Origin of the sequence: Clostridium sp. AF19-22AC (assembly GCF_003479085.1) — a bacterium.
Classification (GTDB): Bacteria; Bacillota; Clostridia; order Lachnospirales; family Lachnospiraceae; genus Faecalicatena_A; species Faecalicatena_A orotica.
The window spans coordinates 146,589-158,553 of record NZ_QUGN01000012.1 but is presented as its reverse complement, the minus strand read 5'-3'; the positions used below and the strand labels follow the sequence as shown (position 1 = coordinate 158,553).

The 11,965-nt window shown below is 44.3% G+C and carries 12 protein-coding genes and 1 pseudogene; 12 read left to right on the top strand and 1 reads right to left on the bottom strand.

The annotated features are described in order from the left end of the window. Nucleotides 1–6: 6 nt before the first annotated feature. The 11 genes from DWX43_RS15090 to DWX43_RS15040 all read left to right on the top strand — a co-directional run bounded on the left by DWX43_RS15090 (nucleotide 7) and on the right by DWX43_RS15040 (nucleotide 9,801). Nucleotides 7–558, top strand: a complete 552-nt coding sequence (locus tag DWX43_RS15090; RefSeq protein WP_118620859.1) for a hypothetical protein — start codon at nucleotides 7–9, stop codon at nucleotides 556–558. 15 nt (nucleotides 559–573) lie between these two features. Further along, complete coding sequence (locus tag DWX43_RS15085) at nucleotides 574–888, top strand: type II secretion system protein (protein WP_109732055.1); 315 nt, start codon at nucleotides 574–576, stop codon at nucleotides 886–888. A gap of 53 nt (nucleotides 889–941) precedes the next feature. Then, complete coding sequence (locus DWX43_RS15080) at nucleotides 942–1,544, top strand: type II secretion system protein (protein WP_118620858.1); 603 nt, start codon at nucleotides 942–944, stop codon at nucleotides 1,542–1,544. Between the two features lie 168 nt (nucleotides 1,545–1,712). Next, a complete protein-coding gene (locus tag DWX43_RS15075) occupies nucleotides 1,713–2,165 on the top strand; it encodes a type II secretion system protein (RefSeq protein WP_118620857.1) in 453 nt (150 codons plus the stop codon). Between the two features lie 49 nt (nucleotides 2,166–2,214). Next, nucleotides 2,215–2,652, top strand: coding sequence for a hypothetical protein (locus DWX43_RS15070; RefSeq protein ID WP_118620856.1), 438 nt, complete (start codon nucleotides 2,215–2,217; stop codon nucleotides 2,650–2,652). Nucleotides 2,653–2,751: 99 nt separating this feature from the next. Continuing rightward, nucleotides 2,752–3,540 (top strand): A24 family peptidase, encoded by a 789-nt coding sequence (locus DWX43_RS15065; RefSeq protein WP_243099322.1) that lies wholly within the window; start codon nucleotides 2,752–2,754, stop codon nucleotides 3,538–3,540. Nucleotides 3,541–3,590: 50 nt separating this feature from the next. Then, nucleotides 3,591–4,793: a type II secretion system F family protein gene (locus tag DWX43_RS15060; protein ID WP_109732059.1), complete on the top strand. Its 1,203-nt coding sequence runs from the start codon at nucleotides 3,591–3,593 to the stop codon at nucleotides 4,791–4,793. A 12-nt stretch (nucleotides 4,794–4,805) separates the two neighbouring features. Beyond that, the gene (locus DWX43_RS15055) at nucleotides 4,806–6,293 is read left to right on the top strand and encodes a hypothetical protein (RefSeq protein ID WP_109732060.1); all 1,488 of its coding nucleotides are present in this window, start codon (nucleotides 4,806–4,808) and stop codon (nucleotides 6,291–6,293) included. Between the two features lie 17 nt (nucleotides 6,294–6,310). Continuing rightward, nucleotides 6,311–7,000, top strand: a complete 690-nt coding sequence (locus DWX43_RS15050; RefSeq protein WP_118620855.1) for a hypothetical protein — start codon at nucleotides 6,311–6,313, stop codon at nucleotides 6,998–7,000. A 47-nt stretch (nucleotides 7,001–7,047) separates the two neighbouring features. After that, the gene (locus DWX43_RS15045) at nucleotides 7,048–8,733 is read left to right on the top strand and encodes a GspE/PulE family protein (protein ID WP_330582260.1); all 1,686 of its coding nucleotides are present in this window, start codon (nucleotides 7,048–7,050) and stop codon (nucleotides 8,731–8,733) included. 18 nt (nucleotides 8,734–8,751) lie between these two features. Further along, a complete protein-coding gene (locus tag DWX43_RS15040; protein ID WP_118620854.1) occupies nucleotides 8,752–9,801 on the top strand; it encodes a type IV pilus twitching motility protein PilT in 1,050 nt (349 codons plus the stop codon). Nucleotides 9,802–9,909: 108 nt separating this feature from the next. Here the strand turns inward: DWX43_RS15040 and DWX43_RS15035 are convergent, their stop codons facing one another. Next, the gene (locus DWX43_RS15035; protein WP_243099325.1) at nucleotides 9,910–10,761 is read right to left on the bottom strand and encodes a prepilin-type N-terminal cleavage/methylation domain-containing protein; all 852 of its coding nucleotides are present in this window, start codon (nucleotides 10,759–10,761) and stop codon (nucleotides 9,910–9,912) included. A 190-nt stretch (nucleotides 10,762–10,951) separates the two neighbouring features. Between DWX43_RS15035 and DWX43_RS15030 the strand changes: the two are divergent. Continuing rightward, nucleotides 10,952–11,812 (top strand): annotated as a pseudogene (locus DWX43_RS15030) (AAA family ATPase); the annotation flags it as partial. Nucleotides 11,813–11,965: the final 153 nt, after the last annotated feature.

Genomic DNA, 11,965 nt, shown 5'->3' with positions numbered 1-11,965 from the left:
CAGACTATGAAAGAAAAGCAGAAAAAGCAAGACGGAAGCGCATTGATAATGGTAGTCTGCCTTCTGTGCGTTTTCGCGGCACTCTCGCTGTCAATGACAGTCATGGCCTATCAGACGCTGAGCCAGTCACAACAGTCGGCAACAAAGGAACAATGCCGGATATCGGCGATTACATACAGCCAGGTGCTGGAGCAGGAAATTACATCTGAGAAGACCACGGAAATAAAAAACTATCTTTATAATGAAATACACGGAAATACGTGGCCATATTACAGCCAGGGTAAAAGCGGGCATGAGAAGGAAGACGCCTACCGGCATCTGACGACACATCTGGATTCACTGGCAACCACGAAATTCGGCGATATGAGTTCAGTCATGTACTGGGAAATGGATGGAGATTACGGTGAAATCGTGCTTGTAATGATTGTGACGAGTGAGCAGCATAACCAGAAATACAGTGTGACGACCAGATATGAGCTTAAGAAGCCTGAAGATGCAGGCGACGAGGAATGGAATCTCGACACATGGAAATGGGTAGTCACATGGCAGGGATTATAGCGGGGAGGAATCATAATGTTAAAAGACAAAAAGGGAATGACTATGGTAGAAATCATAGTTGCATTTGCCATACTTTTAATCGGATTGAGTATGCTTTATAAAACAACAGTATTCTCCCTGCAGCAGATTCAAAAGGCGGATAAAATCCAGTCAGAAGTAGATGAACTGTTGAATGGGTACTATTTAAACCAAGACGAAGGAAAGTCTGCCGCCCCCCAGAATGCTGCGATTGAGATTGATGGGAAAAGTGCAGGAAGTTTAAAATTCTACACAGCGGATTACGAGAATGACGGCTATCACATATATTCGTTCATTCCTACAGGAGAATAAAAAGTCCGGCCCGCAGTGTTTGAGCAGCTTTAACAGGAAAGAGGTGAGACGGGATGAAGGCACTGTGCAAGAAGTATTATGGAAAATGGAAGAGTCAGGTGAGTGGGACAACGCTTGTAGAGCTGATTGTTTCTTTTGTTGTGCTTCTGATTCTCGTCACAGCGACTGTTGCAACCCTTTCGCCTGCTTTGAATGTCTTTGTCAAAGTCTCGGGCATGAGCCGCGCACAAAGCGTCAGTGATATCCTGATCGAAAAAATCACTGGGGAACTGGGAGCAGCCACGGGAAATGTCTACATTAGTAATGACGGCAGCCAAATCGCTTACGACGACCAGACCGGGCATCAGGTCATCATGATGACAGATGAAAGCGGCGAAATAAACAAACTTCTGCTCCATTATCAGTCTGTGCACTCGGCAGATAAGACAGAGATTCTGGAAGATGCTGTAGACTGGTATTTTACAGATAAAGCATATATGAATAACAGTATACAGGAACTTTCATTTTCAAGAGAAGACGGAACATCATGCATTAAAGTACATTTGAAATTAGAAAACAAAAAAACTGGGTATACATATGACCGTGATAAGATTATAGAATGTTATAAAGTAAATGTTGATGGGTTCAAAAGCGATGAATTTCCGGCTGTTGAATAGTAAAAGTGCACAAGGAAATGCCCGAAAACACGGCATTTTGAAGGGGTGCATGGCAAATTCAACAAAAAACGACAAAGTAGGCTTAGTTCTTGACTTTTGCTCAGAATAAAAATATAATAAGAATAAATAGGCAAGAGCTTATAATTAAAGAAAAGGGAGACGATTCTCATGGTTCAGAAATTGAAAGAGTTAAGAAAAAACAAAAAAGGTTTTACACTGGTAGAACTGATTGTAGTACTGGTTATCCTTGGTATACTGATTGCACTGCTGGTGCCTTCATTGACAGGGTATATTAAGAAAGCAGATCAGAAGGTGGTTATGGCAGAGGCAAGAAATGCCCAGATGGCTGTTCAGACGATTGCATCAGAAAGTTATGATTCAACACAGGCAGATGATGCTGCTGATGTGACAATGTCAGCAGACGATATAGCGAAGGCAGCAGAACTTGCGGATGTAGAGGCTGCATCTATTACGAATGTGACATTAGATGGAACTACTAATAAGATTAAAACAATGACGTATGTAGGCGATAAATATACTATAACATATCAGAATGATAAGTGGGATGAAACAACTCTCGTAAAGACAACTAATACTCCATCTACACCAGATCAGGGTTAGAGTCAATGATGAGGGCTGTGTAATTAGAAAATAAGGCAAGGTATAAAGAGTGGAAGATGAAAAGTTAAAAAAGAAGTCAAATGTGAAACTGGATATAGCAATTATCCTTTTAATCATACTCATACTAATTTCCATCATCTTCCCAGTTACATTCCACTACATACATAAGAGCGATGCCCGCTGGGCACTGCGCCATGCAAAGAATGTGAGGCTGGCGGTCACGGTAGTTGCATATGACTACAAGGGGAATACCAGCGATATTACGATTAACAGAAAAGACCGGGGGATTGCAGAGGATGCGATTCGTGAGGTGGAAGAACTCTCCGAATGCGAGGGCGAGATAGACTACATCATATTCGATTCAAATTCCTTCCGGGTAAAGAAGCTTGTATATAGAGAGAATAATTGTCTTGTTATATATGAGGATACAGATGATGAATCTGGAACATGGAACGTGTATCAATTGAACAGCATGATTGAAGGCTAACGTACACGATGCAAGAGCAATCACAATGTCCTTTGCGGCGATGTCTGCAAAGGACATTTTTGAAGTTATTAAGATGAAACGACAGGATGAGTAATGTCAATGACAACAGTGATGTGGATTTTTTATATTATTATATTTTTTATGGGGGCGTCCGTGTTTTCCTTCGTAAATGTTCTAATTTACAGGATACCGGCACAGATGCCTTTTGGTAATGACAGGAGTATCTGTCCTGCATGTAAGCATGTCTTAAATGGATACGATATGATTCCGGTGTTCAGTTACCTGATTTTAGGCGGCAGATGCCGGTTTTGTAAAGCAAAAATATCTGTGAGATATCCGCTGGTCGAAGTGCTTGGCGGGGGTCTGGCGGTTTTTTCGTTTTATTGGTTTGGAAAATTAGAGGATGGCAGTCTGGAGGGGATTCTGCGGGCGGTACTTGTTTTTGTCCTGCTTGCAGTCCTGACTGCAATTTCGTTTATTGATATAGATACATTGGAGATACCGAATGGACTGGTTATCGCGGTTCTGTCCTGTGGTATAGTGTCCATAGTTTTATTCCCGGAATTAGGGATTGTGCCGAGAATCATTGGCGCTCTGGCAGTCAGTCTGCCGATGATGATTCTTGCACTTGTTATCGCTGGGGCTTTCGGCGGTGGTGATATCAAGCTGATGGCTGCGGCGGGACTGTTTCTGGGCTGGCGGTGTGTCATTGTCGCTTTTTTAGTGGCTGTGCTGACAGGCGGGATTTATGGCATTTATCTGCTGGCTTCGAAGAAGAAGGACAGGAAAGGCCAGTTTGCATTTGGCCCGTTTTTATGTGTCGGGATTGCAGCGGCAGTATTTGCCGGGGAATCGATTATACAGTGGTACATGGGATTTCTTATATAAAAACGGGTGCGCTGTGAATGAATGGTGATTAAGAAGCCGGAGGAGAGAGTATGGCTCAATACAGATATACAGCAAAAGATATGGATGGAAATACAGTGAAAGGCATAGTGGAGGCCGCGAGTGAAGAGGCCCTCTATGATACACTGCGCGCTGAGGGCAAGTATCTGGTCGACTGCCGGAAAAAGGGCGGCGATAAGAACGGGTACAGTAAGATCAAGACACCCGTTGTCGCTGATTTCTGCAGGCAGCTCGGGACCTTGCTGGCGGCCGGGGTATCTTTGGTGCGTACACTGAATATCATAGCAGGGGAGGCGGACCTGAAGCCAAAGTATGCCAAAGTTTACCGCTCTGTTCAGGAGGCGATTATTCAGGGGATTTCGTTGTCAGAAGCAATGGAACAGCAGGGCAGGGCATTTCCGGTTCTGCTGATCAACATGATACGTTCTGCGGAAACAAACGGGAATATTGATGCAGTGGCGCTCCGTATGGCCAATCATTATGAGAAAGAAAACCGTCTCAATACAAAGGTGAAGAATGCGATGATCTATCCGGCAGTACTCATGGTGCTGCTGTTTGGTGCGGCCGCATTTATCCTTATCTTTATTATGCCGCAGTTCGAGGATATGTTTGCGGAGATGGAGAGCCTCCCGCTGATTACGCGGATGCTGATGGGAATGAGTGATGCATTTCAGAAATACTGGTACCTGATTATCATTGTCATTGTGGCGGTCATCGGACTGTTTAAATGGCTGTTTACTATTCCGGCAGCAGCCCGGCTGAAGGACCAGTTCAAGCTCCATATCCCGATCGTTGGAAAGTTATTGAGGAAGATTTATACTGCCCGCTTTGCGAGAACATTAAGCTCGCTGTATGGAAGCGGAATTACGATCGTGAATGCGCTTCCGATTGCAGCGGATACGATCGGCAATGCCTATATAGAGAGCCAGTTCGAAAAGGTTTCAGGACGCGTCAGGATGGGGGAACCACTTTCCCGTGTTTTGAGGGATGTAAAGGGATTTCAGAATAAGCTTGCTGCGTCGATCATGGTAGGGGAAGAGACAGGAAGTCTGGATGATATGCTGGATTCGATCGCTGAAAGTCTGGATTATGAAGCAGAGAAAGCCCTGGAACGTCTGGTTGCACTTTTGGAGCCGGTGCTGATTATCCTGATGGCAGTGGTAGTCGGTTTTGTGGTAGTTGCGGTGATTTTGCCGATTTATCAGTCTTATTCGACGATAGAGCAGGGATATTAGGAGGAGTATGGTATGGGAGTTTCGGTATATTTATCGGGCAGTAATGTCCAGATAATCGTAGGAAATGTGAGTAAAAACCAGATTAAGATACAGAAATGTTATAGTCTTGAGATCGGGGAGGGCCTGCTTCTTAATGGTGTTATTATTGCGGAAGATGAGCTGAAGGCAGAGCTTGCAGGAATCTGGAAAGAGTACCAGCTTCCGAAGAAGGGGATCCGCCTTATTGTGGACAGTACCCAGTTATATACAAAGATTCTGACATTACCAAAGGTGGCCGATAAAAAGATCCGGAACATGGTAAAAAAGGAGTTCTCAGAACTCGAGAACCCTGAAAATTATGTTTACGACTATAGAGTGATGGAAGTTGAGAATAAAAAGGGGCTGATCCACCTGATCGGACTTGCAGCAAACCAGCATTTTGTGGAAGTGTATCAGGAACTCTTCAAGGGAATCGGTGTTGATCTTGACAGTATGGATACTTCTATAAATGGTATTGCGAAGGTTATTCAGAGACACCCCCAGATGCGCAGGCAGTATTTCATTGCCGTTCATCTGGACGGGGACAGCCTGCTCTGCTGTCTGATGGAAGAAGGGCATATCCGGTTCTTTAACAGAACACGGATTTTCAGCGAACACGGGACTCGTGATTTTGCGGCAGAAGTTGCACAGCGTGTCAGCAATGTCCAGCAGTTCAGTGCGTCAGAACTGAAGCGTGCAGACATGAAGCAAGTGTGTATCAGCGGTTTTAAGCAGGAGGACTACGATGAAACTGCACGGATGCTGGAAGGACTGGACCTGGAAGTAATTGATCCGGGCAGTGTGGAAATGATAGGGACGGTTGACCGTGAGAATTTGCGGGAAGAACTTGTGTATGCAAAGCAGAATAATATTCTTGGAAATTACTGTTATACCATCGGTAATCTTCTGGCTGAGAAAAATGATATTAATCTTTTAAAAAGGATGGGGCATAAAGGGAAGGAAGAGAATGCTTCTGCATGGAAATATGTACTGCCGGGAGGCATTACTCTGGCAGTCTGTCTGGTCATTACCGTGCCGCTGTTTATTACGAATCATATGGAACGCAGCCAGATTAATGAGCAGAAAGCATATATAGAATCGGAGGAAAACCAAAGTGCTTTTGCCGAGGCTAAGGAGCTGGAGAACCAGCTGCAGGAGGTACAGGGGAAAATCAGGGAGGCGCAGCTGATCAGTGACGTGAATGAGACCTATCCTCTGCCGGGAAGCAAGGTAGAGCAGGCGATTCTGAATTGTGCCGAGGATAAGGTGACGATTCAGATAGATGCATATAATGCTGAGACAGGGACCTATGAATTCACGGCGATGGCCGCCCAGGTAACCGAGATCCATGCATTTATCAACAGGCTGGAAAAGAGTGATGTATTCGCAGATCTGGAATATTCCGGATATAATTACACAGAGGATGCCGGAAAATATGACATTCAGATAAATGGATATTTGAGTGAACATGCAGGAATGTAGAAGGGAAGGAGTAGGCTATGACATTTACAATCACAGAAAGAGATAAGAAGCTGCTCAGTATACTTGCGGTAGTTCTGATAACCGCATTGTTTATCAAGTTCCTGATCATTCCGCAGCTGGAGGCGAAGTCTGACCTTGCGTCAGAGAGCATTGAAGTGGATACACAGGCGATGGAGATGAAGCTTGCAATTGATACGAAAGGGACTCTGGAAGAGAAACTGAAAGATGCAGACGAAGAATTTGTACAGAGGGCGGCCGATTATTACCCGATGATGCAGTCCTATGAGATAGAAGCACTGATTACCAAAATGATACTGAATAACGGGATGGAATCCCGGGATCTGGAAGTCAGCAGTAAGTCTTATGTGGCTGAGGTGAATCCGTATTTTGCATCAACAATGGGACTGGAAATGGCAATGACTGCCGAAGGCGGGGAGGGTGCCGGCAGCACGGACTCTGGTTCGTCAGATGGCGCGCAGTCTGTGGAGCAGACGCAGTCGACGGTATATGCTTCTCAGGTGAATGTGACCGTTACAGGGACACTTAAGCAGGCAAAGCACCTGATTGATGTTGTAAATCAGGAATATCCGTCTGTGCGTATCCAGACATTTCATATAGACTCAGAGGCTGCCGAGACTACAGAAGGAGCAGCTGTGGATATGACTACATTGGACCTGAGACTGGAAGTCTACATGTGTGAGAAATAATGACCGGGTGATTTAATATAGGAAAGAAAATCAGGAAAGTAGGGCAGATGATGAAAAATATTCCGATTGGTAAAGTTTTGCAGGAGTATGGTTACATAACAGAAGAACAGGTACAGGAGGCGCTTGCTTATCAGAAGGAACATAAAGACCGGCGTCTGGGAGAAATTCTGATTAGTCTGGGCTATGTTCAGGAGGAACAGGTTCTTGTGGCGCTGGGGGAAAGGCTTCAGCTGGATGTGATTGATCTGTCCCGGTACTCAGTGGATGTGGAAGCCGTCTCAAAGATTCCCCGCCAGCTGGCAATGAAATATCATATTTTAGCCATTGCCATAAGCGGCAATAATCTTACAGTGATCGTGAATGATCCGCTGAACTTCTATGCTCTGGAGGATATTCGTCAGCTGACCGGTATGCATCTGGATATCAAGCTGTCCAAACTGGCTCCGCTTATGAAATCGCTGGAATATTATTATACAGAGGTTTCCGCGAAGCAGGCGGCAAAACAGGCAAATCAAAGCTCTGATGAGAATCTGGATGAACTGGAACTGTCTGATTATGATATCGACGGTGACATGGACAGCGAAGCGCCTACCATCCGCCTTTTGAACACATTAATCATAAGGGCCTATAATATCAATGCAAGTGATATCCATATTGAACCATTCGAAGACAAGACGGTGGTCCGCATGCGTGTGGACGGTACAATTACTGAATATGTCACCCTGAAACGTACCTTGCAGGCATCCATCATTGCCCGTATTAAGATCATGGGGGGAATGGATATTGCTGAAAAACGTGTTCCGCAGGATGGACATTTTAAGATTAAACTGGAAAATGAAAATGTAAACATCCGTGTATCTGTGATCCCGACTGTATTTGGTGAGAAAGCCGTTTTAAGACTTTTGAGCGGCAATACAAAGATACTTCATAATGATACGTTTGGCATGAACGAACATGATTATGCACAGTTCGCGCCGCTATTGAATTCCCCTAACGGAATCCTTTATCTGACCGGGCCTACCGGTTCGGGAAAAACAACAACGTTATATATGATTCTGGCATATTTATCAAAGCGGAGCGTGAATATCTCCACGATCGAGGACCCTGTGGAGAAGAATATGCCGAAATTAAACCAGATGCAGGTAAATAACACGGCTGGCCTTACATTCGAGGTAGGACTCAGGGCACTGCTGCGGCAGGATCCGGACATTATCATGGTAGGGGAAACAAGAGATTCTGAGACGGCATCTATTTCTGTCAGGGCCGCCATAACAGGCCATCTTGTACTTTCTACGCTCCATACGAATAACGCGGTTTCTTCTATTGTACGTTTGATCGATATGGGAATCGAACCATACATGATTGCGAACTCACTCGTCGGGGTTGTTGCACAGAGACTGATGCGGCGTGTATGCCCGGACTGTGGGAAAGTGGTAGAAACGACAGCAGCAGACAGGGCTGTGCTGGGTGAAGATGTGATGTATGTAAAGCAGGCGTGCGGCTGTGAAAAATGCAATAATACCGGCTATGTCGGACGAATTGCTATCCATGAGATCGCTGTGATTACAAAAGAGATCCGACGCATGATTACAGCCGGGGCAAGCATGGAGGAGATGGAAGATTATCTGATTCAGAATCAGGATATGCACACGCTGAAGGAACAGGGGGTTAACCTTGTACGGGAAGGCGTAACTACAATGGAAGAATTATGGAAAGTAGCTTATTATGCATAGATTTATTTGGAGGTGGGTATGAATACAATTGCTCAGATCATAGAAACTGCAAGGGAGAAAGGTGCCTCGGATATTCATATATCAGAGGGACTGCCGCTTCGGTTCCGCATACAGGGAAGGCTCATGAAGATGGAAGAAGACACTCAGCCGGAAGAAACACGGCTGGCAATTCTGTCTGTCTTATCGGAACACAACAGGACGCTGTTCGAAAAAGGGGAGGATATTGATATTGCCATCCAGACAGAAGACGGCAACAGACAGCGTGTCAATATTTTTCACCAGCAGGGAAAGGTGGCGGCTACAATCAGGCTGCTGAACAATCATATCCCTACATTGGAAGAACTGAAGCTCCCGGATGTCCTCCGGCAGCTTGCCGGGCAGCCGAGGGGGCTTGTACTGGTGACAGGGCCGACCGGAAGCGGTAAATCTACCACACTTGCGGCCATGATTAATTATATCAATGAGAGACGGGCAGAACATATCGTTACGATAGAGGACCCGATAGAATATGTATACAAAGAGAATCAGTCGATTATCCACCAGAGAGAAGTCGGCATAGATACGAAAGGATTTGCTCCTGCCCTGCGCTCCGTACTACGTGAAGACCCGGACGTAATTCTTGTAGGGGAGATGAGGGACTATGAGACCATCTCAGCAGCACTGACAGCGGCCGAGACAGGCCATCTGGTCATGTCTACACTGCACACAACCGGGGCGGCCCAGACAATAGACCGTATTATTGATGCATGCCCCTCCGAGAGCCAGAACCAGATACGGACACAGCTTTCCGCCATATTAAACGGTGTCGTGACACAGTGCCTGATACCAACGCAGGACCAGCAAAGGAGAGTTGCTGCAACAGAAGTCCTGATCGGGACGGACGCAGTCTGCAACCTGATCCGGGAAAACAAATGCCACCAGCTCAATACGGTCATGCAGTCCGGGGCGGCACACGGGATGCATACACTGAATACGGACCTCGCAAGACTTGTGCGGACAGGGATTATTACGAAAGAAAATGCCAAGAAGTACACGAATGATGTGCATGACCTGACGCAGTATCTGTAGCAGAGTTTTTCACTGATATCATTATTGTAATCTAATATAAAAAATTATCCCGGAAGCATATAAATAACTATAATATGCATTCCGGGATTTTTGAATTTGAAGGCGGTATTAATTAGCAGGAACAAAACCAAGGTCTTTAATATGCTGTGTAATTCCTTCCGAAGTCTGTGGCACAGTGTGCATATCGCTCATTCCTATAGGTGCATTTTCAGAACCTTCAGGCAATACATAGACGACACCTTCAAAGTAAATCATATATGCCTTCCAGCTATTTTGAATATTACTAAGATTCCCGCTGCCATCATTAGGTGTTGCAAGTAAAAGTGTAGATGTAGAGCCTTGCAAACCAGTTTTATTGTTGGCTATATAATATGGCTGCCAATAGAGGGATGTATTGGTATAACGGTCAGGGATTAAGGTGGAATCTACAGAAGGAAGTAAGCCATATTTTTCTATTAGCAGGCGGGTTAAAGTTTCCCTTCCAGCGTATTTATTACTATTAGGAGATGATAACCAATCCACAGTAAAATCCTGATAACTTTTTATAAATTTTTCGAGATTACTTAATATATCGCCGGTCTGGTCATCAGTAATCACATATTTCACATCCTCATCTTTTCTATACAGAACACACAGCTTATTTTCTGCAAGATAGGTAAGTGTTGTGATCTTACGCGTCTTTTCATCGAAATCAGCACCTATAATCTTCCCATCTACCCCGACTTCTTTTAAAATCTCTTCGGTATTGGGCTTCAGTGTACTGTCATTCTTTGCATATATATCCATATAGGCGCTCTGTGTAGCAGCCACAATCAATCTGCATTCCGAGATTGCTTCTTTTTCCTTCTGCCTGTTGAGGTACCCAGAGAAGGCCGGTACGGAAACAGCCACAAGGATTCCAAGTATTACCAGAACAACAATTAATTCAATTAAGGTAAAACCCGAGGTATGTTTCTTCATCTTTTTCAATAGACTTTCCTCCTGAGAACTACTGATTTTATTGTAGAGGTTTTTGAAATAAAAAGCAATATAGAATCAGACGATCTCAGAGAAATGTATCTTTTTGTATCTTTTTGCAGCGATTTATATGTGATTTAAATACAGAAGTGACGCGGAAATGGAATGATACTTAAGCAAATACCGGAACCAGTTTTCCGTCATTCATATTTCTTTTAATGACATTTCGAGAAAATGCACTTCCTATGAGGAGTATATTGGACGGATAGAAAGATGGCTGGTAGAAGATTTGAGGGCGGAATATCCCAGTTTGAAAACAGATGAAGAAGAGGATGTTATTGATATTCTGCTTAGTATTTACAGAAAAGATCCTTCCGTACGTTTTATCTTTGTATTGGACGAATGGGATTATATTTTCCATCAGGATTTTGTGACAGAGGAAGATAAGAAAGAATATCTGCTGTTCTTACGAAGCCTGCTAAAAGACAGGCCCTATGTGCTTATGGCATATATGACGGGCATCCTTCCTATCGCGAAGTATTCGAGCGGTTCAGAACTGAATATGTTCATGGAATACACGATGATAACGGAAGAGCGGTTCAGCGAGACTTTTGGCTTTACGGAAACAGAAGTGGATAAGCTTTACGCAAAGTATCAGGCATTAGAGAAAAGAGAAAGGGTAACAAGAAAGAACCTGAAAAACTGGTATGATGGCTACCATACCTATGGGGGAGAGCGGGTTTATAACCCACGCTCAGTCGTCCTCTCGTTGCAGAATAATAATCTGGGGAATTATTGGACCAGTGCCGGGCCTTATGATGAGATTTACTATTACATCGAACATAATGTAGATGATGTCCGGGATGACCTGGCTCTTATGGTATCCGGTGTTTCCGTACCGGCAAAAATCCAGGAGTATGCGGCTACTTCTATGAACCTGCAGACAAAGAATGAGATTTTTTCAGCTATGGTTGTTTATGGTTTCCTGAGTTATGAAAATGGGAAGGTCTGCATCCCGAATAAGGAGCTGATGGAAGTAATTGCAGCTATGTAGCATAAAAAATAATTTGAACCAGAACGCCCCGAAAGTATATGCAACAATGAGTCATATGCTTCCGGGGTGTTTTTAATACAGTATTGACAAGATTTTGAATTACATGTATCATTGTATTAAATGAATAATACAAAAAGTATCAGGGAATGTAGT

Bases quoted from the DNA above. Each gene is read 5' to 3' on its own strand.
- DWX43_RS15065 (WP_243099322.1), top strand. From the start codon at position 2,752: ATGACAACAGTGATGTGGATTTTTTATATTATTATATTTTTTATGGGG.
- DWX43_RS15055 (WP_109732060.1), top strand. From the start codon at position 4,806: ATGGGAGTTTCGGTATATTTATCGGGCAGTAATGTCCAGATAATCGTA.
- DWX43_RS15040 (WP_118620854.1), top strand. From the start codon at position 8,752: ATGAATACAATTGCTCAGATCATAGAAACTGCAAGGGAGAAAGGTGCC.
- DWX43_RS15090 (WP_118620859.1), top strand. From the start codon at position 7: ATGAAAGAAAAGCAGAAAAAGCAAGACGGAAGCGCATTGATAATGGTA.
- DWX43_RS15045 (WP_330582260.1), top strand. From the start codon at position 7,048: ATGATGAAAAATATTCCGATTGGTAAAGTTTTGCAGGAGTATGGTTAC.
- DWX43_RS15035 (WP_243099325.1), bottom strand. From the start codon at position 10,761: ATGAAGAAACATACCTCGGGTTTTACCTTAATTGAATTAATTGTTGTT.
- DWX43_RS15050 (WP_118620855.1), top strand. From the start codon at position 6,311: ATGACATTTACAATCACAGAAAGAGATAAGAAGCTGCTCAGTATACTT.
- DWX43_RS15085 (WP_109732055.1), top strand. From the start codon at position 574: ATGTTAAAAGACAAAAAGGGAATGACTATGGTAGAAATCATAGTTGCA.
- DWX43_RS15075 (WP_118620857.1), top strand. From the start codon at position 1,713: ATGGTTCAGAAATTGAAAGAGTTAAGAAAAAACAAAAAAGGTTTTACA.
- DWX43_RS15080 (WP_118620858.1), top strand. From the start codon at position 942: ATGAAGGCACTGTGCAAGAAGTATTATGGAAAATGGAAGAGTCAGGTG.
- DWX43_RS15060 (WP_109732059.1), top strand. From the start codon at position 3,591: ATGGCTCAATACAGATATACAGCAAAAGATATGGATGGAAATACAGTG.